Source organism: Tessaracoccus sp. SD287, assembly GCF_017355265.1.
GTDB lineage: Bacteria > Actinomycetota > Actinomycetes > Propionibacteriales > Propionibacteriaceae > Aestuariimicrobium.
On record NZ_JADIJQ010000008.1, the window covers coordinates 1 to 20,775 of the forward strand.

General features: G+C 68.1%; 20 protein-coding genes. 5 read left to right on the top strand and 15 right to left on the bottom strand.

All coding sequences use genetic code 11. From position 1 onward, the window contains the following. Positions 1 to 1,363, top strand: a 1,363-nt coding sequence (locus tag IPV09_RS04710; protein WP_207474042.1) for a helicase-associated domain-containing protein, incomplete at its 5' end; no start/stop codon positions are given. A 73-nt stretch (positions 1,364 to 1,436) separates the two neighbouring features. Continuing rightward, the gene (locus IPV09_RS04715) at positions 1,437 to 2,279 is read left to right on the top strand and encodes a hypothetical protein (protein ID WP_207474043.1); all 843 of its coding nucleotides are present in this window, start codon (positions 1,437 to 1,439) and stop codon (positions 2,277 to 2,279) included. A gap of 20 nt (positions 2,280 to 2,299) precedes the next feature. Here IPV09_RS04715 and dhaK read toward each other — a convergent pair whose 3' ends face one another. Beyond that, positions 2,300 to 3,295: a dihydroxyacetone kinase subunit DhaK gene (gene dhaK, locus IPV09_RS04720; RefSeq protein ID WP_207474045.1), complete on the bottom strand. Its 996-nt coding sequence runs from the start codon at positions 3,293 to 3,295 to the stop codon at positions 2,300 to 2,302. Between the two features lie 41 nt (positions 3,296 to 3,336). Continuing rightward, on the bottom strand, positions 3,337 to 3,972 hold the full coding sequence (gene dhaL / locus IPV09_RS04725) for a dihydroxyacetone kinase subunit DhaL (RefSeq protein ID WP_207474046.1): 636 nt from the start codon (positions 3,970 to 3,972) through the stop codon (positions 3,337 to 3,339). A gap of 211 nt (positions 3,973 to 4,183) precedes the next feature. Here dhaL and IPV09_RS04730 point away from each other — a divergent pair, with 211 nt between their 5' ends. Then, positions 4,184 to 5,830, top strand: a complete 1,647-nt coding sequence (locus IPV09_RS04730; RefSeq protein WP_207474047.1) for a DNA repair helicase XPB — start codon at positions 4,184 to 4,186, stop codon at positions 5,828 to 5,830. Positions 5,831 to 5,846: 16 nt separating this feature from the next. Here the strand turns inward: IPV09_RS04730 and IPV09_RS04735 are convergent, their stop codons facing one another. From IPV09_RS04735 to IPV09_RS04775, 9 genes are all read right to left on the bottom strand, one after another. Beyond that, complete coding sequence (locus IPV09_RS04735) at positions 5,847 to 6,350, bottom strand: ferritin-like domain-containing protein (protein WP_207474049.1); 504 nt, start codon at positions 6,348 to 6,350, stop codon at positions 5,847 to 5,849. 98 nt (positions 6,351 to 6,448) lie between these two features. Continuing rightward, a complete protein-coding gene (locus tag IPV09_RS04740; protein ID WP_207474050.1) occupies positions 6,449 to 6,991 on the bottom strand; it encodes an NUDIX hydrolase in 543 nt (180 codons plus the stop codon). A 14-nt stretch (positions 6,992 to 7,005) separates the two neighbouring features. Beyond that, positions 7,006 to 8,289, bottom strand: coding sequence for an MFS transporter (locus tag IPV09_RS04745; protein ID WP_207474051.1), 1,284 nt, complete (start codon positions 8,287 to 8,289; stop codon positions 7,006 to 7,008). Beyond that, a complete protein-coding gene (locus IPV09_RS04750; RefSeq protein ID WP_207474053.1) occupies positions 8,286 to 9,335 on the bottom strand; it encodes an ABC transporter ATP-binding protein in 1,050 nt (349 codons plus the stop codon). Before IPV09_RS04750 ends, IPV09_RS04745 begins: the two co-directional genes overlap by 4 nt. Then, complete coding sequence (locus IPV09_RS04755) at positions 9,332 to 10,348, bottom strand: ABC transporter ATP-binding protein (protein ID WP_207474054.1); 1,017 nt, start codon at positions 10,346 to 10,348, stop codon at positions 9,332 to 9,334. Before IPV09_RS04755 ends, IPV09_RS04750 begins: the two co-directional genes overlap by 4 nt. A 1-nt stretch (position 10,349) precedes the next feature. Beyond that, positions 10,350 to 11,273, bottom strand: coding sequence for an ABC transporter permease (locus IPV09_RS04760; RefSeq protein ID WP_207474055.1), 924 nt, complete (start codon positions 11,271 to 11,273; stop codon positions 10,350 to 10,352). Next, the gene (locus IPV09_RS04765; protein ID WP_207474056.1) at positions 11,270 to 12,529 is read right to left on the bottom strand and encodes an amidohydrolase family protein; all 1,260 of its coding nucleotides are present in this window, start codon (positions 12,527 to 12,529) and stop codon (positions 11,270 to 11,272) included. Before IPV09_RS04765 ends, IPV09_RS04760 begins: the two co-directional genes overlap by 4 nt. Positions 12,530 to 12,539: 10 nt before the next feature. Next, positions 12,540 to 13,469, bottom strand: coding sequence for an ABC transporter permease (locus IPV09_RS04770; protein WP_207474057.1), 930 nt, complete (start codon positions 13,467 to 13,469; stop codon positions 12,540 to 12,542). 5 nt (positions 13,470 to 13,474) lie between these two features. After that, positions 13,475 to 15,082 (bottom strand): ABC transporter substrate-binding protein, encoded by a 1,608-nt coding sequence (locus tag IPV09_RS04775; protein WP_207474058.1) that lies wholly within the window; start codon positions 15,080 to 15,082, stop codon positions 13,475 to 13,477. Between the two features lie 226 nt (positions 15,083 to 15,308). Here IPV09_RS04775 and IPV09_RS04780 point away from each other — a divergent pair, with 226 nt between their 5' ends. After that, entirely contained in the window at positions 15,309 to 16,139 is an 831-nt protein-coding gene (locus IPV09_RS04780; protein WP_370590221.1) for a transcriptional regulator, read from the top strand. Next, positions 16,129 to 17,274 carry a MalY/PatB family protein gene (locus tag IPV09_RS04785; RefSeq protein ID WP_207474059.1) on the top strand — a complete coding sequence of 382 codons (1,146 nt, stop codon included), beginning with the start codon at positions 16,129 to 16,131 and terminating at the stop codon, positions 17,272 to 17,274. Before IPV09_RS04780 ends, IPV09_RS04785 begins: the two co-directional genes overlap by 11 nt. 79 nt (positions 17,275 to 17,353) lie before the next feature. Here the strand turns inward: IPV09_RS04785 and IPV09_RS04790 are convergent, their stop codons facing one another. The 4 genes from IPV09_RS04790 to IPV09_RS04805 are packed head-to-tail and all read right to left on the bottom strand — an operon-like array spanning position 17,354 to position 20,751. After that, the gene (locus IPV09_RS04790) at positions 17,354 to 18,220 is read right to left on the bottom strand and encodes an ABC transporter permease (protein ID WP_207474061.1); all 867 of its coding nucleotides are present in this window, start codon (positions 18,218 to 18,220) and stop codon (positions 17,354 to 17,356) included. Further along, the gene (locus IPV09_RS04795) at positions 18,217 to 19,077 is read right to left on the bottom strand and encodes an ABC transporter permease (RefSeq protein ID WP_242681242.1); all 861 of its coding nucleotides are present in this window, start codon (positions 19,075 to 19,077) and stop codon (positions 18,217 to 18,219) included. The genes IPV09_RS04790 and IPV09_RS04795 overlap by 4 nt, the downstream gene beginning before the upstream one ends. Then, positions 19,070 to 19,999 carry an ATP-binding cassette domain-containing protein gene (locus tag IPV09_RS04800; protein ID WP_207474063.1) on the bottom strand — a complete coding sequence of 310 codons (930 nt, stop codon included), beginning with the start codon at positions 19,997 to 19,999 and terminating at the stop codon, positions 19,070 to 19,072. The genes IPV09_RS04795 and IPV09_RS04800 overlap by 8 nt, the downstream gene beginning before the upstream one ends. Before the next feature lie 50 nt (positions 20,000 to 20,049). Further along, positions 20,050 to 20,751, bottom strand: a complete 702-nt coding sequence (locus tag IPV09_RS04805; protein ID WP_207474064.1) for a copper homeostasis protein CutC — start codon at positions 20,749 to 20,751, stop codon at positions 20,050 to 20,052. Positions 20,752 to 20,775: the final 24 nt, after the last annotated feature.

A 20,775-nucleotide genomic window follows, 5' to 3' on the forward strand; every position in this document is an offset into this window, starting at 1 on the left:
CGCCGTCGAGGCGCTGGAGGCCTTCACCACGGTCGTCGAAGGTGTCATCTCGCTCAGCCCCAAGGTGCTCAGCACCGGCGGGATCGGCCGACGCGACCTGAAGACCTTGTCGGCCCGCGGCGACGAGTCGACCACGGCCCTGATGCTGGCCCTGGCCCGCCAGACCGGCATGATCGCCACCCACGGACCGGCCTGGCTGGCCACCAACGCCTTTGACCGGTGGGCCGGTCAGGACCCCTGGACCCAGTGGCGTGAACTGGTGGCGGGATGGTCCCGCCTTGACCGCTGGCCCGATCCCGCCGACGACCCGGTGTCCCCCACCGGCCAGCGCAGCATCATCGGCCTGCGGCGGGCGTTGCTCGCCGAGTTGCGGCGTGCGCCCGCCGGCACCCCGCTGGGCGCCGACCTGCTGGCTGCCCGGGTGGCCTGGCGCTTCCCCGCGTGGCCGTCCGAGCAGACCACCGCCGGGGCCCAGCACCTGGCGGCCGAGGCGACCGCACTCGGCATCATCGCGTTGGGCCGCACCTCGCACCTGCTGGAGGCGACCGATGACCCGGGCTTCCCGGCCCCCACCCACCAGTTCGTGGTGCAGGCAGACCTGACGGCGATGCCGGTCGGACCGCTGCAGGCCTCGGTGCGTCGTCGGCTGGACCTGCTCACCGAACGCGACCACACGGGGCGCCACTTCACCGCCGCGTCCATCCGACGCGGGCTCGACCAGGGGCTGAGCTCGGAACAGATCATTGACTGGCTGGCCAGCCACTCGTTGACCCCGCTGCCGCAACCGTTGACCTACCTGATCGGGGACGTCGCCCGCCAGCACGGCCAGATCAAGGTGATGCCGGCGGCGGCCGTGATCACCATTGAGGACCCCGCGATCCTGGAGGCGCTGCTGCGCTCCCCGCAGGCCCAGGGTCTGGGGCTCGCGAAGGTGGGACCCCAGGCAGTGGCCACCCAGGGTGATGTCATCGAGGTGGTGGAGGTACTGCGGGGGCTGGGCCATGCCCCGGTGGCGCAGTCGTCCGACGGGGAACTGTTGGCGGCCCCGCGACCACGGCGCGCGGGCCAGGGCCACCCGCCGGGCGGGGAACCTGACCCACCCACCCGGGACCAGGTGGCGCTGCTGGCCCGCCAACTGCTGCAGCCGGACCCGTCGGCGCTGGCCGACGACCTGGTCGCGACCCTGCAGTCGGCGCAGATGTCGGGTGAGTGGGTGCAGGTCACCCACGTCGATGGGCAGGGCCGACCCCGCACCGACACGGCGCGCATCCTGGGTGTCGCCGGCGGGCACGTGCGGATGGTCCGCCGGGCCTCACCGCCGCAAACCCTGCCGTTGGCCCGCGTGGTCGGCGTCGTCTCTTGAAGAGAGTCTGAAGAGTCACCGAGAGTGGGTGCGTCAGGAGGCTTCGGCGGCACGCACCTCGTAGGGTGAGGACGTGCGGAAGATCATGGTGCGTCGGATCGTCGCCCTGGCCGTCTGTGCCGTGGGCGGTGCCGCGCTGTACCTGGCACCCTTCCAGTTGGGTGATTCCCGCTCCCACCTTGACCAGTCCCGGCCCACCGTCGCCGCCTCCCAGGACACCTCCGGCACGGTGGCGACCACCCCGGCCGGGGCCACCACCCCACCAGCATCGCTGCCGAGCCCCAGCCTGCACAGCGACCGGACCCTGCCCACCCCGGTGCGCAACCTGCGGTTGAGCAGCAACACGGCCCGCACCTACACCGTCTCGTGGGGGCCCAGCAGGGACGCCGCCGGCATCCGTCACTACGTGGTGCTGGCCAACGGTTTCCTGGTCGGTCGGACCCGCATTCCGACCATCACCCTGGTCTGGCAGACCACCACCAGCAACATCTTGTTGCAGGTGGCGCCGGTCGACGGCAACGGCCTCCAGGGTGAGTGGCGGGCCTTGATGATCGTGCCCCCGCCCCTGTACGGACCGAACACGACCGCGGCGACCACCTCGGCGATGCCGAAACCGTCGTTGACCAGCCAGCCCCAGACCCCGCCCAGCCTGACCCCGTCGCCCAGCGTCGCCTCGGCCAGCGCGTCCCCGTCGATCCCCCCGACCACACTGGACCCGTGCTCGACCCAGGACGCGACCCGGACGGCCACGGCCACCGCCTCGCAGGAGCCGTCGGCGACCCCCAGCGTGTCGGCGCCGCAGACGACCCTGTCGCCCAGTGCCACCCCCAGCGCCACCACCGATCCGACCTCGTCGCTGTCGTCGGAGCCGGGGATGTCCCCGACCGGTGGGCCGACGGACATCCCCTCCTGCTAGGACCTCAGCGGACCAGGGCCTCAGAAGATGCGGTTGACGACCTCGGCCGGTGCCGCCAGCAGACGTTCGATCTCGTCGTCCAGCTTCACCAGCGTGATCGACGCGCCGGCCATCTCCAGCGACGTGCAGTACTCCCCCACGTAGCTTCGGGCGATGGTGATGCCCTGGGCCTGCAGCTTCTCGGCGGCGATGCCGAACAGCAGGTACAACTCGCTGATCGGGGTGCCACCCAGACCGTTGACCATCAACGCCACCCGGTCACCCGAGGCGAACGGCAGGTCACTGACGACCGGGTCGAGCACCATGTCGACGATCTCGTTGGCCGAGGCCAGCTTCGCCCGCCGCCGCCCCGGCTCGCCGTGGATGCCGACGCCGAGTTCGATCTCGTCGTCGCCCAGGTCGAACAGCGGCGATCCCTTGGCCGGCGGGGTGCAGGCGCTCAGCGCCACGCCCATGGTCCGGGTGACCGAGTTGACCCGCTCGCCGATGGCCTTGACCTCGGCCAGGCTGGCCCCTTCCTCGGCGAGTGCGCCCACCGCCTTGATCACGAAGAAGTTGCCGGCCACCCCGCGGCGACCCACGGTCCAAGTGGAGTCCTGCACCGCGACGTCGTCGTCGATGAACAGGGTGTCGCACTCGATGTCGTCGGCCGCGGCCATCTCCTGGGCCATCTCAAAGGCCATCTTGTCGCCGGTGTAGTTGTTGACCAGCAGCAGCACACCCTTGTCGGAGTTGACCCGCTTGGCGGTCTCGTAGACGTAGTCCGCGGGCGGGGCGGCGAACACGTCGCCGGGGCAGGCGGCGTCCAGCATGCCCTTGCCGACGACCATCACGTGTGCCGGCTCGTGGCCCGACCCCGAGCCCTGGACGATGCTGACCTTGTTGTTGTTGGGTGCGTCGGAGCGCATGATCAGGTTGTACTCGGGGACGTAGGTGATCGTGTCGGGGTTGGCCGCGGCGATGCCCTTGAGCATCTCGGGGACGAACTGCTGGGGGTCGTTGACGAACTTCTTCATGGTTGCTCTCCTGTGAATTGGGTGCGGCGGTGGTGGATGGGCTACTGGTCGGGCCAGGTCTCGGCCAGGCTTTCGGCGAGCACGGCGATGGCCATGGCGCCCGCATCGACCGAGCCGATGCTGCGCTCGCCGGTGTAGGACGCCCGGCCGCGGCGGGCCTGCAGCTGCGCGGTCGCCTCGGCGCTTTGCCGGGCGGTGGCGGCGACGGCGCGGATGGCCTCCGCCCCGGTGCTGCCCCTGGCGATCTCGGCCTCGAGGGTGTCGATGGCAGGGACCAGCGCATCCAGCAGCGTCTTGTCGCCGAGTTCGGCGTTGCCGCGCTGCTGGATTCCGCCGACCGCTGCCCGCAGTCCGGCGACCACGTCGCTGGCGCTGAACTCGGCGGCACCCTTGAGCTTCGCGCCGAACCGCAGGAAGGCGGTGCCCCAGATGGGTCCCGAGGTGCCGCCGATCCGGGCCGAGAAGGCCATGGCGATCTTGGTGATGAACACCCCCGGGTCGGTGCGGTCGAACTCGTCCCACTTCTGGGCGACGATCTCGAAGCCGCGGGCCAGGGAGTAGCCGAAGTCGCCGTCACCGACGACGGCGTCGAGGTCGCCGAAGTACTTCTCGTTGGCGAGGATGGTCTGGGTCATGGTCGAGATCACGCGCTCGACGTCGGCTTGCGTGCCGGGCATGGACGGCTCCTTGGTTCCCACGCGCGGCACCCGTGGACTCGGCCGTGAGCGGGGTGGTAGGGACATCAGGCGCACTCCCCGAACGGCTTCGTCGCTGCCCGGTGACCTGCGTTGTTCGCAGCCTAGGCCATGGCCACGACAAGGGTAAGGGGCAACTTTGGCCGACCACTGCGCGTTCGACGACTTGTCCGCTGGGGGATACTCAATGGTGATGAATCCCACCGCGCCCCTGATCGTGCAGTCCGACCGAACCCTGCTGCTGGAGGTCGACCATCCCGATGCCGAGACCGTGCGGATGGCGATCGCTCCGTTCGCCGAGTTGGAGCGGGCCCCCGAACACATCCACACCTACCGGATCACCCCGCTGGGCCTGTGGAATGCGCGGGCCGCGGGCCACGACGCCGAACAGGTGGTGGACGCCCTGCTGACCTGGTCGCGTTACCCCGTGGCCAGTTCCCTGCTGATCGACATCACCGAGACGATGGGACGCTACGGCCGGCTGCGGATCGAGAAGCACCCAGTACACGGGTTGGTGATGGTCAGCCAGGACAAGGCGGTCCTCACCGAGGTGCTGCGCGCCAAGAAGGTCAAGGGTCTGGTCGGTGAGCGGATCGATGACGAGACGGTGGTGGTGCACCCCAGCGAGCGGGGCCACCTCAAGCAGGTGCTGCTGGGGCTGGGGTGGCCCGCCGAGGACCTGGCCGGGTTCGTCAACGGCGAGGCCCATCCGATCAGCCTGGCCGAGGATGGCTGGCAGGTGCGGCCCTACCAGAGGGTCGCGGCCGAGTCGTTCTGGCACGGCGGTTCCGGTGTCGTGGTGCTGCCCTGCGGTGCCGGCAAGACCATCGTGGGGGCGGCCTCCATGGCCCTGGCCGGGGCCACCACCCTGATCCTGGTGACCAATACGGTCGCGGCCCGGCAGTGGCGCGACGAACTGGTGCGTCGCACCAGTCTGACCCCCGACGAGATCGGTGAGTACTCCGGCGCCCGCAAGGAGATTCGCCCGGTGACCATCGCGACCTACCAGGTGGTGACCACCAAGCGTGGCGGGGTGCATCCGCACCTGGAACTGTTCAGCGCCCGGGACTGGGGGCTGGTGATCTACGACGAGGTGCACCTGCTGCCGGCGCCGGTCTTCCGGATGACGGCCGACCTGCAGGCCCGGCGACGCCTGGGTCTGACCGCGACCCTGGTGCGGGAGGACGGCCGCGAGGGTGACGTGTTCAGCCTGATCGGTCCCAAGCGCTATGACGCCCCCTGGAAGGACCTCGAGTCGCAGGGCTGGATCGCGCCGGCTGACTGCGTCGAGGTGCGGGTCACCCTGGCCGATGACGAGCGGATGGCCCAGGCCATGGCCGAACCCGAGGTGCGGTACCGGTTGGCGTCGACCACTGCCTCCAAGCAGCGGGTCGTGGTCGACCTGGCCGAGCGCCACAAGGACCAGCCGACCCTGGTCATCGGGCAGTACGTCGACCAATTGGTGGAACTGGCCGAGGTGCTGGACGCCCCACTGATCACCGGCGCCACCAGCACCAAGCAGCGTGAAGTGCTCTACCAGCAGTTCCGTGACGGCGAGATCAAGCGACTGGTGGTCTCCAAGGTGGCGAACTTCTCCATCGACCTGCCGAGCGCCGAGGTCGCCATCCAGGTCTCGGGGGCCTTCGGTTCACGGCAGGAGGAGGCCCAGCGGCTGGGTCGGCTGCTGCGTCCCAAGGACGGGCTGGTGGCCCGCTTCTATGCGGTGGTCGCCCGCGACACCGTCGACGCGGACTTCGCCCAGCACCGCCAGCGCTTCCTGGCCGAGCAGGGCTACTCCTACCGGATCATCGACGCCGAGGACCTGGACGACCTGGACTGACGCAGCAGCCGTCGGTTCAGCCCTTGGCGACCTCGGCGGCCTTGGCGTTGGCCTCCGTCTCGGCGATCTTGGTGAGGAGTTCGTCGGTGCGGCTCTCCTCCTCCAGGCTCTCGGTGAGCAGATCGTAGGCGTTGCCGAGGGTGAGCATCTTCGCCCAGCGGCGCAGTGTCCCGTAGCGGGTGATCTCGTAGTGCTCGACGGCCTGCGCGGCTGAAATCAGTCCCGCGTCCAGGGCGGTGGTGTCCTTGTAGTCCTCCAGGACGCTGCTGCCCTCGGCGAGGATGCCGTCGATGGCCTCGCACCGCTTCGACGTCGGCGGCCGGTCGATTAGCGCGAAGACCTGCTCCAGCCGCTTGATCTGGCCCTCGGTCTCCAGGGTGTGCGCCTCGAAAGCCTGCTTCAATTCATCGGAGCTGGCATTGGCCTGCAGTGTCGGCAGATTCTTGTGGATGTGTCGCTCGGCGTAGTAGATGTCACGCAGCGTGTCGAAGAACAGGTCTTCCAGGCCCTTGTCCGCCATCGGTGTCTCCTTTGGTCACGGGCGCTTGAGTGCGCCGGGTAGGTGTGACACTAGGCCGATGCCCGGGGGCATTGTCGCCGAATGCGACATGTGCCACCCTAGGGGGTGGCGTCGACGTCAGGGGCCGGCACCGTGGACTCGTGCATCACGCCCCAGTCCAATGGCTCCTGACCGGCCCAGTGCACCACCTCGGCCAGGTGCACCGGCCAGACCTCCCGGTCGCCCAAGTCGTCGGCGCCGAACCATCCGTGGTCCAGCAGGGTCACCTTCTCGGCCTCGGTGAAACCCGAGGTGTCGACCTCGAAGGGATCGACGTCGACCAGGAAGAAGGCCTCCTGCTGCACGAGCACCTGGTCGGAGTAGCCGTGCACCACCACGCGGCGGGCGACCGGTCCCTGCAGCAGGTCCTCGGTGACCACCAGTCCGGTCTCCTCGAACAGTTCCCGCACGGCGGCCTGGGCGTCGGTCTCGCCGGGGTCAATGCCTCCGCCGGGGGTCACCCACCAGCCGCTGCCGGGGATCCCCGGGTCCCGGTCGGCGAACAGCAGCACCCGGGGACGTCCGCGGGCTGCGCCGCTGCGCACGATCACGCGCGCCGCGCGGCGCCGGCGCAGTGGCCGCCCGTCGGGACGCCGATCCATCCTCGTCCTCCTCCTCAGCGCTCCGGGTGTTCCTGCACGCTGCGCACCACGGCCGGTGACAGGTTGGCCCGGACGGCGCTGAGCAACAGCACCACCAGCACCAGGGTGGCCATCAGGTTGATGCCCACGAAGCCCTGCCAGGCCAGGACCGCGCCCGCGAAGGCGGTGATCCCGGCGGCACCGAAGTTCATGAACGTGTCCACGGTACCCTGCATCGGCACCCGGATCTCGGGGTCGACGGTCGAGGTCACCAGCGCCGACCCGGCGAGCATGGTGCACGACCAGGCGACACCCAGCAGGGTCAGGGCGGGGATCAGGCGGACCAGGTGGGACTGCCCGATGGCGTCCATGATGCCGACGGCAAAAGCGGCCAGGAAGATGGCCATGCCAATGTAGATCACCTTCTGCGGGCCGATCTTGTCGACCGCCCAACCGACCACCGGTGACAGTCCGTACATGCCCAGAATGTGGCTCGAAATGACGATGCCCACCAATTCGAGGCCCATTTCGTGGTGGTACATGTGCAGCGGGGTCATCACCATGACCGAGGTCATCATCATCTGCCCGGTGATCACGGCGACCATCCCGAAAAGGGTCATCGGATGGTTCCATGCCACCCGAAGGCATTCTGCGATTGACACATTGCGGCGCGGGGTGCCGGTGTCGTGCAGGGGCCGCTGCGGCTTCTTCATGCTGAGCGTGATCAGCGTCGCCAGCACGAAGGACGCCACCGAGAACAGGTAGGGGCCGACCAGGTGGTTCAGCCCCAGGGAACGACCCAGGGCGGCTCCGGGGGCCGACAACTGGGGGCCAGCCACCGACCCGACGGTGGTGGCCCAGACCACGATGGACATGGCCCGCGCCCGCATCTCGGGTGGGGCCAGGTCGGTGGCCGCGTAGCGGGACTGCAGCCCCGAGGCTGTGGCCGAGCCGAACAGCGCCAGTCCCAGGAACAGCACCGCCAGTTGGCGGCTCTGCACACCCAGCAGGATGAACACCGCACCGAGCCCGCCCAGGGCGAAGCCCAGGCCCAGCGCCGTGCGGCGTCCCCGGGAATGGGCCAGCCGTGACAGCGGGAAGGCCAGCAGGCCGGCGCCCAGCACGGTGGCCGTCTGGGCGAACCCCGCGACGCTGGTGCTGCCCGAGACCTCTTCGACCAGGACGGCGCCGACGGCCACCCCCGAGGCGATGCCCACGCCGGACAGCAGTTGGGCCACCGCCAGCCGCCACTGGTTCGGACGGTAGGCAGGGTCGACTGCTGCTGGGACCGCGGTGTCAAGGGCCATCTGGTTGGTCACGCCACTTCCTCCTGGGCGAGGTGCTGCGTGCCCAATTGTTCCTGTTCGGCCTGGTGTTGGGCCAGCGTCTTGCCGGGGTAGTGGCATTCGACGCGGTGGTCACCGTTGACGTGCATCGGCGGTGCCTCGGCGGCGCACAGGTCGGTGGCCAGCGGGCATCGGGTGCGGAACCGGCAGCCGCTGGGCGGGTTCATGGGCGAAGGGATCTCGCCCTTGAGGATGAATCGCTTGCCCTTCTGGCTGGGGTCGGGCACCGGTGAGGCCTGCATCAGCGCCTTGGTGTAGGGGTGCTCGGGATTGTTGAACACCACGTCGACCGGTCCTTGCTCCACGATGCGTCCCAGGTACATGACGCCGACCCGGTCGGCCATCTGGCGCACGATCGGCAGGCCGTGGGCGATGAACAGGTAGGAGATGCCCATCTCGCGTTGCAGTTTGACCATCAGGTTGGCGATCTGCGCCTGCACCGACACGTCCAGGGCCGAGAGTGCCTCGTCGGCCAGGATCAGCTTCGGCTTCAGGGCGATCGCCCGGGCGATGCCGACGCGCTGGCGCTGGCCACCGGACAGGGCCCTCGGCCGCGCCTTGCGCCGCTCGGGGTTGAGGCCCACCGACTCCATCAGCCGGACCACCTCGTCGTCCAGGGCCTTGCCCTTCATGCCCTTGAACACCTTCAGCGGCTCCCCAATGATGTCGCCGATGCGCATCCGGGGGTTCAGCGAGCCGTAGGGGTCCTGGAAGACCACCTGCACGTCGGGGCGCAGCTTGCGCATTTCGCCGTGGCTGGCGTGGGAGATGTCCTGGCCCTCGAAGACCACCGTGCCCTCGGTGGGATGGTCCAGCCGGACCGCCACCCGCCCGAGGGTGGACTTGCCCGACCCGGACTCCCCCACCAGCGCGTAGGTCTCCCCCGGCATGATCCGCAGGGTGGCACCGTCGACGGCACGCAACTTGTCGGGCGGGTTGAAAGGATTGGCGTGCTTGATGTCGAAGACCTTGACGACGTCGGTCAGTTCGAGGACCGGTTCAGCGGTATTGCTCGTCATGCCTGTGCACCTTCCAGCAGGGGGAGCCGATCAACGGCAACATTTCGTGGGTTCCAGCAGGCGGCCTGACCCTCGCCGATGGTCATCAGTGGCGGGTCCTGGGTGAAGCACCTGTCGGTGGCCGATCCGCAGCGCGGGTTGAAGGCGCAGCCGCCCGGCAGCTTCGACGGGTCGGGCACCGACCCCGGGATGGCGGGCAGCCACTCCTGGCGCTGCCCGCTGATCGGCGGGATGCAGGCCAGCAGCCCCTCGGTGTAGGGGTGGTGGGGCTGGATGAAGATGTCGGTCGGTGAGGCATCCTCGACCACCCGGCCGGCGTACATGACCACCACCCGGTCGGCCAGGTCAGCCGCGACCCCCATGTCATGGGTGACCAGCAGCACCGACATGTCGTTCTGCTGGCGCAGCTTGTCGATGAGTTCCAGGATCTGCGCCTGGATGGTCACGTCCAGGGCCGTGGTCGGCTCGTCGGCGATCAACAGTCGGGGGGACGAGGACAGCGCCGAGGCGATCATCACCCGCTGGCACATGCCACCCGAGAGCTGGTGTGGGAACGAGTTGAGCACCCGGGCGGTGTCACGAATGCCGACCTCGGTGAGCAGTTCGGCCATCCTGGCCTGCTCGGCCTGCTTGGAGCTCCTGCCGTGGGCCCGTCGCAGACCCTCACGCATCTGGTCCTCGATGGGGAAAACCGGGTCGAGTGAGCTCAACGGCTCCTGGAACACCATGGCCAACTCGGTGCCCCGCAATCGGGCGCTGGCCTGGGGGTGACCGACCAACTCCTGGCCGTTGTAGACGATCGAGCCGGTGGCCGAGATGTTGCGGTCCATCTGGATCAGACCCATGATCGCCCGCGAGGTGACCGACTTGCCGGAGCCGGACTCCCCCACCAGGGTGACGATCTCACCGGCGCGGACCTCGAAACCGACCTCCCGGATCAGGTCGACGTCGCGGTCGCCCCGGTCCAGGGTGACGGTCAGGTCATTGACGGACAGTACGGTTGATGCGGCCATGTCAGCCCTCCTCGAACTTGTCGCTCAGAGAGTCGCCCAGGACGCTCAAGCAGATGACGGTCAGGGTGATGGCCAGACCGGGGAAGGTGCTCATCCACCACGCCGACTCCAGGTAGGGCTGTCCCTGGGCCAGCAGCTGGCCCCAGTCCGGCAGGTCCTTGTGCGGGCCCAGGCCCAGGAAGGACAACGAGGCGGCCAGCACGATGGCGACGCCGATGGTCAGGGTGGCCAGCACCACGATCGGCGCGATGGCATTGGGCAGGATGTGGCGCAGGATGATGCGGGCCTGGCTGTAGCCGCTGGCCCGGGCAGCCTCCACGTAGAGGCGGTCGCGCACCGTCATGGTCTGCGATCGCATCACGCGGGCGAACTGCGGAATGGCGGCGATGCCGACGGCGATGACCAGGTTGGTGGTGGTGGGTCCCAGTGCCGCGGCGATCACCAGTGCCAGCAGCACACCGGGGAACGCCATCAGGATGTCGACCAGGCGACCGATCAGCATGTCCACCCACCCGCCGGCGTAGCCGGCCATCAGGCCCAGGGTGGTGCCCACCACCAGCGCCAGGACGGTGGCGCCCAGCCCGATCAGCACCGCGCTGCGGGCGCCGTGCACCAGCAGCCCCAGCACGCTGCGGCCGTACTGGTCGGCTCCCAGCAGGGTCTGCCCGGGTTCCTGCAGCACCCGCTCGACGTCGGGGGCGGCCGGGTCACCCTGCACCAGCAGGGTGGGGATCAGTGCGGCCACCACCACCACCAGGATCCACACGGCGGCCAGGGAGGTGATCACCGAGTTGACCGAGGTCTTGCGTCGGCGACGCTTCGGGGCGTCCGCCGCGGCAACGACCGGAACCGTGCCGGCGACTGCCTGCACCGGGGCCTCGGCCGTCTGCACCGCGGTCACCACGGCGGTTGTCTGGTCGCTCATGCCGTCACCGCCTCGTGGTTCAGGGTCGGGGCAGCGTGCGTCTTGTTCATGGGCACGAAGCCCTCGGGCAGCTTCGGCAACATGGGCAGCGCGTCGGGGACGAAACGCTGCCCGCGGGCCACGACCAGCTCGAGGTCCGACACCGCCGCGATGTCGGTCAGCGGGTTGCCGCGCACCGCGATCAGGTCAGCGTCCAGGCCGGGGGTGAGGCTTCCGGTCACGCCGCTGAGACCCAGCGCCTCGGCGGCGATCACCGTGGTCGAGCGCAGCACCTCGGCGGTGGTCAGCCCGTACTCGACGTAGAGCGGCAACGACAGCGGGAAGGCGTAGTGGGGCACGTTGTCGATGCCGGAGTCGGTGCTGGTGATGATCCTAGCGCCGGCGTCCCGCAACCCCTTGATGCGGGTGGCGAAACGGGCCGGGTCGAATTCCCGCGCCCGTACGTTGATGGTCGGTGAGACGTAGGAACCGCTGGCCGCGATCTTGTCGCCGAGTTCGGGTTCGTAGACGGTGTCACCGCCGGCGACCACGAACGAGCAGTGCTCCAGGGTGTCGACCCCTGCCTCCACCGCCCGACGGATGCCCTCGGTGCCGTGGCAGTGGGCCGCGACCCGCTTGCCGACGCGGTGGGCCTCCTCCACGATGATGCGCAGCGCCGCCGTCTCGAACTGCGGGAACCAGGGTGCCGAACCGGGGGTCATGAACCCGCCGGTGCTCATCACCTTGATGTGGTCGACACCGAACTTGTGGTGCAGCCGCACCAGCTTGCGGACGTCCTCGAAGGAGTCGGCCTCACCGCCCATGAACCAGCAGTGGCCGCCGGTGCTGGTGATGGGTGACCCCGCCGTCAGCAGTCGGGGGCCCTGCAGGGTGCCGTTGGCGATGGCGTCGCGCACGGCGACGTCGGTGTAGCCACGCGCACCCAGGTCGCGGGCGGTGGTGACCCCCACGCTGAGCAACTCCCGGGCGCTGCGCACCATCAGGGTCACCTGCTCGGCGTCGGTCTCCTCCTTCATCCGGGCGACCGGGGTCGGTCCCCCGTCAAAGGCAAGATGCACGTGGGCGTCGGTCATGCCGGGCATCAGCGTCACGTCGCCGAGTTCGACGATCTGGGCGTGCCGTGCGGCCTCGAGGTGTTCCAGGTCGCTCTGCCGACCCACCCACTCAATGCGGGAACCGTTGACGAGGACGGCCGCCATGTCGAGGATCTCGACCGGATCAGTGTTCAGTACGCGGTTGGCCTTGTAGACGATCATCGAAGGGTCCTCACTTGTTCAGGGATCGGCGGATGCGGGGGTCGATGTAGGCGTAGGAGACGTCCACGACGATGTTGATCAGGATGTAGATCATGGCGATGACCAGGACGACGCCCTGGACGACCGGGAAGTCGTTGGCGCCGATGCCCTGGACGAGCATCTGGCCCAGTCCTTGGCGCGAGAACACCGCCTCGACGATGACCGCACCGGCGACCAGGGCACCCAGCTGCAGGCCCACGATGGTGACCGTGGGGATGATGGCGTTGCGCAGCACGTGCTTGAGCACGATCACCTGCTGCTTGAGGCCCTTGGCGTGCAGCGCCGCCACGAAGTTCTCGCCCAGCACGTCGATGACCGAGTTGCGCACCAGGCGTGCCACCGTGCCGCCGGCGGACAGGCCGAGCGCGACGGCTGGCAGCACCAGGGTGGACAGGTCGCCCGACCCGGAGGCGGGGAACCAGTTCAGGGTGAACGAGAACAGCATGATCAGCAGCAGGCCCACCCAGAACGAGGGGGTGGAGGTGTTGATCAGGCTCAGCACCCGGATCATGATGTCGGGCCAGCGTCCGCGGTACATCGCGGCGAGCGAGCCGAAGATGATTCCCGAGACCGCGCTGACCGCTGCAGCGGCCAGGGCCAGCTGCAGGGTCGGCACGATCTGCTCGGAAATCATGTTCGTGACCGAGTCACGGGTGCTGTAGCTCTGCCCGAAGTCGAAGGTCAGGGCGTTACCGAGGTAGTCCAGGTACTGCTGCCAGATCGGCTTGTTCAGGCCGAACTGCTCGCGCAGCGCTGCCTCCACCTCCGGGGTGGCCGGGGCGCTGCCCAGGATCACCGCCACCGGGTCGCCCGGCAGCATCCGCAGGGCAATGAACAGGACGATGGTGACACCCAGGAGAGTCGGTATCGCCGCTGCGATTCGCTTCAGGATGAAGAACATTCAGCTCACGCCTTTCCCTTGACGTCGTAGAAGACGGGGTACCCTTCGGCGTCGAAGCGCAGACCCTCGATGCCACGAGTGGCCATCGTGTAGGTGGGCACGTAGACCGGCAGCGAGATCGCCTGGGCATTGATCTCCTTCTGCAGGTCGGCGTACATCTGCAGCCGCTTGGTCTCGTCCATCTCGGTCTGGGCAGCCGTCAGCTTGGCGTCCAGGTTGGTGACGTGGGCGAAGTTGAAGCCGTTCTTGTTGGGGGCCGGCTGGAAGGGCGAGCCGAGGATCGACCAGATGACGTTCGGGTCGACGTTGACCAGGCTGAGCCCCATGATGTCGTAGCTGCCGTTCTGGGTGCTGGCGGTCAGGGCGGCGACCTGCATGAGTTCGATCTTGACCTCGAAGCCGGCCTTCTCGGCGTAGGTCTTCACGAACTGGGCGATGTCCTGGCGCTTCTCGCGGTTGGGGCTCGACTCGTTGTAGACGACGGTCAGACGCTTGCCGTCCTTGACCCGGACGCCGTCAGCGCCGGCCTTCCAGCCGGCTGCCTCCAGCAGCGACTTGGACTTCTCGAGGTCGTAGGGCAGCAGGTCCTTGAGCGTCTCGTCGTAGCCGGGGGTGGTGGTCGACAGGTTGCCGGAGGCCTGCTGGTAGACCCCGAAGTAGAGCGACTTCACGATGGTGGCCACGTCGACCGACTGGGCGAAGGCCTGCCGGACGGCCTGGTCGGTGAAGACGCCCTTCTGCTGGTTGAAGTACAGCTGGAAGGGTGAGCCCGACTGGGGCTGGGCGACGAAGTCCAGGGACTTGTCGTTCTTGGTGTTCTCGGCCTCGGTCTCGGGGACGTTGCTCATCGCCTGGATGCGTCCGGTCTTCAGCGAGCCGAGCCGCACCGTGGGGTCGGGCACGATCTGGAAGGTGAGCTTCTTGAGATGGGCGGGGCCCTCGTGCTTGGCGCTGGCCGGGGCCCAGTTGTAGTCCTCGTTGCGCTCCAGCACGATCTGGGCCATCGGGGTGTACTCGACCATCTTGAAGGGGCCGGTGCCACTGGGCTTCAGGTTGTACTGCTCGGCGCCCATGGACGCGACGGCGGCCGGGGACACCATGCCGAGGAAGGGCGAGGTGAGTACCGCCAGGAAGGGAGCGTACTTGGCGCTCAGGGTGATCTCCGCGGTGGTGGCGTCGGGTGCCGCGCACGACTTGTAGGGACCGATCAACGAGATGGCGTACCGGGAACCGGTCTCGGGCTTCTTGATCCGGTCGAAGTTGAAGCAGACCGCCTTGGCGTCGAAGGCGCTGCCGTCGTGGTACTTCACGCCCTCCTTCAGGGTGAAGGTGTACTTCAACCCGTCCTCGGAGACCTTCCACTCCTTCGCCAGGCCGGCGACGATCTTGCCGTTCTCGTCCTTGGACACCAGTCCATCAAAAACTTGCCGCATGATCCGGGCGTCCTGGGCGGCGGGCGTGACGTTCGGGTCGAAGCCCACCGTGGGCGAGTCGATCGCGAAGATCATCTCCTCCAGGGTTGCCCCTGAACCCTTGCTGTCGGTGCCGCATGCCGAGGCGCCCAGGGCCACCGCCAGCGCCACGGCGACGCCCTTCCACACTTTTGCAACCATGTTTGTCTCCTTCAACGGGATGTAGGCGTCATCTTGCAGGACCGTGATAGTGATTACAAGAGTTGTTGCAGGACTGGCACACGATTGTCTTTTTTCCTAGGGAACGTGACGTAGATCACGCAGGACTTCAACGACGCGTTGTAGAGTCACGGCTCTTGCTTCGCGGAGACGCGTGGGCGTACTCTGAACCGACAGACGCCATCAACAGTTAGTGGAAGGAGCAGCCGTGGTCCTGGCCGACGATTCGCCACCGCCGCTGGCAGGCGGCAACGACCTGCGCATTCGCCGCAGCCTTGATGGTGAGCGGCTGCTCGCGGTCTTCTCGCGCCTGGTCGACCCGCTGGGCCGGTCCATGCCCGCCACCAGCGAGGTGGTGCTGCACGACCTCAGCCTGTTGCCGAACTCGATCGTGGCCATCCACGGCAACGTGACCGGTCGGGTGGTCGGCGACCCCGCCACCGACCTGCTGCTCGAACGCATCGCCAACCGGGACAACACCGATGAGCACCTCAACTACGAGACGGTGCTGCCCGACGGTCGCCGACTGCGGTCCTCCACGATGATCATCCGCGACGTGGCCGGCAACGCGGTGGCAGCGCTGTGCATCAACACCGACACCTCCGCCTGGGAGACGGTTGGGCTGGTCGCCCAGGCCATGCTGGGGCGGCTGGACGACACGGCCCGCGCGGCGCTGCTGCGTCCGGCCGGCCTGGACGCGGTGACCCCGCACCAGGTGCCGACGCTGATGGACGGGGACGGATCGACGGCTCCGCACGCCCTGGGCGAGACCTTCGTCCGAGACATCGACGAACTGGCCCAGGTGATCCTGAACCGCGCCATCGACGAGTCCGGGGTGCCGGTGGAGTTGATGCACAAGCGCCACAAGGTGGAGGTGGTGCGCCAGCTCGAGGCCCGCGGACTGTTCCTGCTGAAGGACGCGGTCGAACTGGCCGCGCATGCCTTGCAGGTCACCCGCTTCACGATCTACAACTACCTCAACGAAGTCCATGACCAGTCCGAGGAACACGATGACCGAAAGGCAACACATGAGGTTTGACGACATCACCGCCGAAGAGCTGTTCCGGGTCGGTGGCAGCAAGTGGAGCCGTTACGGTGACGCCCTGGGGGCCTTCGTGGCCGAGATGGACTTCGGTCTGGCCGACCCCATCAAGCAGGTGCTCCACCAGGCCGTGGACGCGGGCCTGTCCGGTTACGTCTCCCCCGTCTGGGACGAGCAGCTCAAGCAGGCGACGGCCGACTTCGTCGCCCGCCGCTACGGCTGGAACGTCGACGTCAAGAACGTGCTCACCGCCCCGGACGTGCTCACGGGGATGATGATCACGATGAAGCACCACCTCAAGCCCGAGGCACGGGTGATCCTTCCGACGCCCGCCTACATGCCGTTCATGTTCCTGCCGCAGATGACCGGACATGACCTGGTCCAGGTGCCGATGATCCGCACCGAGACCACCTGGGAGCTCGACTTCGACGCGATCGAGGAGGTCTTCGCCGACGGGGACATGTTCGTGCTGTGCAACCCGCACAACCCGATCGGCAAGGTCTACACCCGCGACGAGATGGTCCGCCTGTCCGAGATCGTCGAGCGGCACCACGGCCGCGTCTTCAACGACGAGATCCACGCGCCGCTGATGCTGGACGGCAACACCCACGTGCCCTACCCGAGCATCAGCGAGGTCGCCGACGGGCACACGCTGACGGCCATGTCGGCCTCCAAGGCGTGGAACCTGGCCGGCTACAAGTGCGCACAGCTGGTCCTGAACGACCAGGACCTCACAACGGCCAAGGACTTCGCATTCGAACTGCACGGCACCGCCACCCCGGGTGTGCTGGCCAACATCGCCGCCTTCACCGAGGGCGAGGAATGGCTGGACGAGGTCACCGGCTACCTCGAGGGCAATCAGCGTCGCCTGCTGGAACTGGTGGCCGAGGAACTGCCCGGTGCGGTCATGGTCCCCAACCAGGGCACCTACCTGGCCTGGATCGACCTCGAGGCGCTGGGTCTGGAGGGCAAGCCCAGCGACTTCTTCCTTGAGAAGGCCCGGGTCGCGCTCACCGACGGCGGCGCGTGCGGGGACGTCGGCAAGCACAGCGTCCGGCTGAACTTCGCCACCCCGCGGCCCGTGATGGAGCAGATGGTGCGCCGCATGGGTGAGGCCGTGCGCAACCGCTGATCGCCCCCACCACCCACAAGCAGACCCGGAACCCCAGTCACGGAGGGGTTCCGGGTCCTTTTCGTGGGTCGCCGCGTGCTCAGCGCAGGAACAGCTTGCGCAACCGCAGCGTGGTCAGCAGGGTTCCTGCGGCGGACATCACGAGGAAGTAGACGATGTGCCACGCCGTGGCCCAGGTCAGGTGTCCGACGGCCAGGTGGCGCATCATCTCGACCCCGTGCCACAACGGCAGGGCCATGACGAACCACTGGATCACCTCGGGAAAGACCTCGATGGGGTACAGGGTGGCCGAGAACAGGAACATCGGCAGCATGACGAAGATGATCACGTCCAGCTGCTGGAAGGTCTTCATGAAGCTGGTCACCCCCATGCCGATGCTGGCGAACCCAAAGGCGATCAGCAGGGCGGCGGGAATCATGGCCAGCGCCCACCACGAGGTCACCAGACCCAGCCCCGCCATCAGGGACATGAAGGCCACGGCATAGATGAGGCCGCGCAGCAGGGCCAGCACGATCTCGCCCAGGGCGACGTCCATGGGCCCCATCGCCGTCTGCAGCATTGCCTGGTAGAGCTTGGCGTAGTTCAGCTTGAAGAAGACGTTGGTGGTCGAGTCGTACAGGGCCCCGTTCATGGCGGAGGTGGCCAGCAGGGCGGGGGCGATGTAGGCGGCGTAGCTGATCGGGCGACCGCCGGGACCGGCCACCTCACCGACCAGCGCACCGACACCGATGCCCATGGCCAGCAGGTAGAGCACCGGTTCGACGAAGCCGCTGACCAGGATCACCCAGTTCTGCGTCTTGATGGCGATCCAGCCGCGCTCCAGGACGGCCAGCAGGTTGCCCGAGTACAGGCCGGGGAAGGGCCGCGGGGTGTCCAGTCGGCGCTCGATGTGCCCGATCGGGTCCGGCTTGGGAGTGATCAGTTCCTGCGCGGGAATGCTCGTCATGACCACAACCTCCGGCGGTAGGTGCCTGCTGCCAGGCGGGCGCTGACCACGGTCAGCACGACCAGGAAGAGCAGGTGGACCGCGACCAGCCACCACGGTTCGCTCAGCCCGTAGGTGGCCCATCGGGCCAGTTGCGACCCGTGCCAGATCGGTGAGATCCAGCCGATCCACTGCAGGTAGATGGGCATGGAGCCCAGCGCGAAGAAGGTGCCCGCGAACAGGAACATGGGCATGATCACGAACCGCTGGATCGTGGTGAACTGGGCACCCTCGTTCTCGAGGGTGGCCGCGAAGGCCTGCATGGGGGCCGCCAGGGACAACGCCGTCAGCGTCGAGACGGGGATGGCCACCCACGACCAGCCGCTGGGTGCGGCCCCGAAGGCCATCATGATCAGCCAGAAGGCCACCGACTGGGCGGTGAACCGCACCGCGACGCCGAGCAGGTGCCCCCAGGCGATCTGGGCGGGATCCATCGGGGTCGCCGCCGGCCCGAAGTAGGTGCGGTGCCACTTGAAGCCGCCCATGATCGGGTAGGTGGATTCCCCGAAGGCCGACTGCGAGGCGGTGGCGACCATGATGGCCGGGGCCACGAAGACCAGGTAGCTGACCCCGTCCACGGTGGTGCCGTTGCGGTCGAGCAGGCTGCCCAGGCCGACACCCATGGCCAGCATGTAGAGCAACGGGGTGCCGACGGCGTTGAGGACGATCGACAGCAGGTAGGCCCGGGCACCACGCAGGTAGGTCTCGGCGTAGTAGAGGACTCCCCAGCGGGTGGCGTTGGCGGCCATCTGCTCAGGCGCGGGGACGCGTCCGGAGCGCGCCAGGGCCCGGACGTCGAGGTCAGCGGTGTCAGTCAACGAGGGTCCTTCCGGTCAACCGCAGGAACACGTCCTCCAGCGAACTGCGCCGCACCAGGGAGGTGATCGGGTTGAGCCCCGCCTCGGTGACCTGGACCAGGGTGGCCTCGCCGTCCTGGGAGTAGAGCAGTACCCGGTCGGGCAGCACCTCGATCCGCTCGGCCAGACCTCCGAGTTGTGCGACCACGGCCGCATTGCGGTCGGAGCCGAATCGCAGTTCCAGCACCTCCCGCGTCGAGTAGTCGCGGATCAGTTGCGCCGGGGACCCCTCGGCCATGATGGAGCCCTTGTCCACCACGATCAGCCGGTCGCACAACTGCTCGGCCTCGTCCATGAAGTGGGTGGTGACGATCAGGGTGACACCGGCCTCCTTCAGCCGGAACAGCCGGTCCCACAGGGTGTGGCGGGCCTGCGGGTCCAGCCCGGTGGTCGGCTCGTCCAGCAGCAGGATCCGCGGCTCATTGACCAGTCCGCGGGCGATGGTCAGGCGACGCTTCATGCCACCCGACAGCTCCCGGACGCGGACCTCGGCCTTGTCGGTGAGCTGGGCGAAGGCCAGCAGCTCGTCCGACTTCGGCCGCAGGTAGTCACGGCGCAACCCGAAGTAGCGTCCGTACATGATCAGGTTCTCGCGGACCCGCAGGTCTTCGTCGAGGTTGTCCTGCTGCGGGACGACGCCCAGGTGGGCCCGCACCTGGGGGCCATGCGTCTCCGGGTCGAGACCATTGATGGACAAGGTGCCACCGCTGCGGCTGAGGGTGCCGCCGATCATCCGCATGGTGGTGGACTTGCCGGCCCCGTTGGGCCCGAGCAGGCCGAAGGACTCCCCGGGGGCCACGTCGAAGTCAATGCCGTCGACGGCGGTGAAGTCGCCATAGTTCTTGCGGAGGCCTCTGGCCTGGATCACGGGGGTGCTGGACACAATGGTCGAGCCTACGACCAACCGGTGACAGAACCCAACCGAATTGCTGGTCAGCTGACGTGGGCCACCTCGGTGTCGATGAGATGTCGCCACGAGGTGACCAGTCCGGCATCGACCCACGCCTTGTAGGTGCCCTGGGGCCTTGCCCTGCGGCCAATGTGGAAGCTGCGCACCCCGGCGCGGACCAGCCACGGCACGTGTTCTGGTTCGAGTTGGCCGCCGGCCATGATCAGCGACGCGGCTTGCGGCACCTCGGTGATCGTTTGCAGCAGGTCGTCCAGTCCGTGCTCGACGCCCCGAGGGGAGCCGGCGGTCAGCACCTGGTCGAGGCGCGGCAGCGTCGGCAGCACCTGCCAGGCCCGGCGGGCGTCCAACACATGGTCGATGGCGCGGTGGAAGGTCCAGGGCCAGTCCCCCTCACCGACCAGCGCCTGGATGACCTCGGTGTCGACGTCACCGTGACCGTTGAGGAAGCCCAGGACGACCCCGTCGGCTCCCGCGTCCAGGTAGGACCAGATCAGGCCCCGCAGCCGGGTTGCCTCTCCCCCGTCGGTGCCGAAACCGGGGCGCAGTCGCACCATGGGGCGCAGTGGGATGTCGATGCTGTTCCGGACCTTCTCGACCAGTGCCGGTTCGGGTGACAGGCCGTCCTCGTCCATGGTGCCGAGCAGTTCGATGCGGTCGGCGCCGCCCTCCTCGGCCCGGCGGGCGTCGTGCTCGTGGAGTGCGATCACCTCCAGCAGGCCAGTCATGCCCCCAGTCTGGGGCCGATGGGC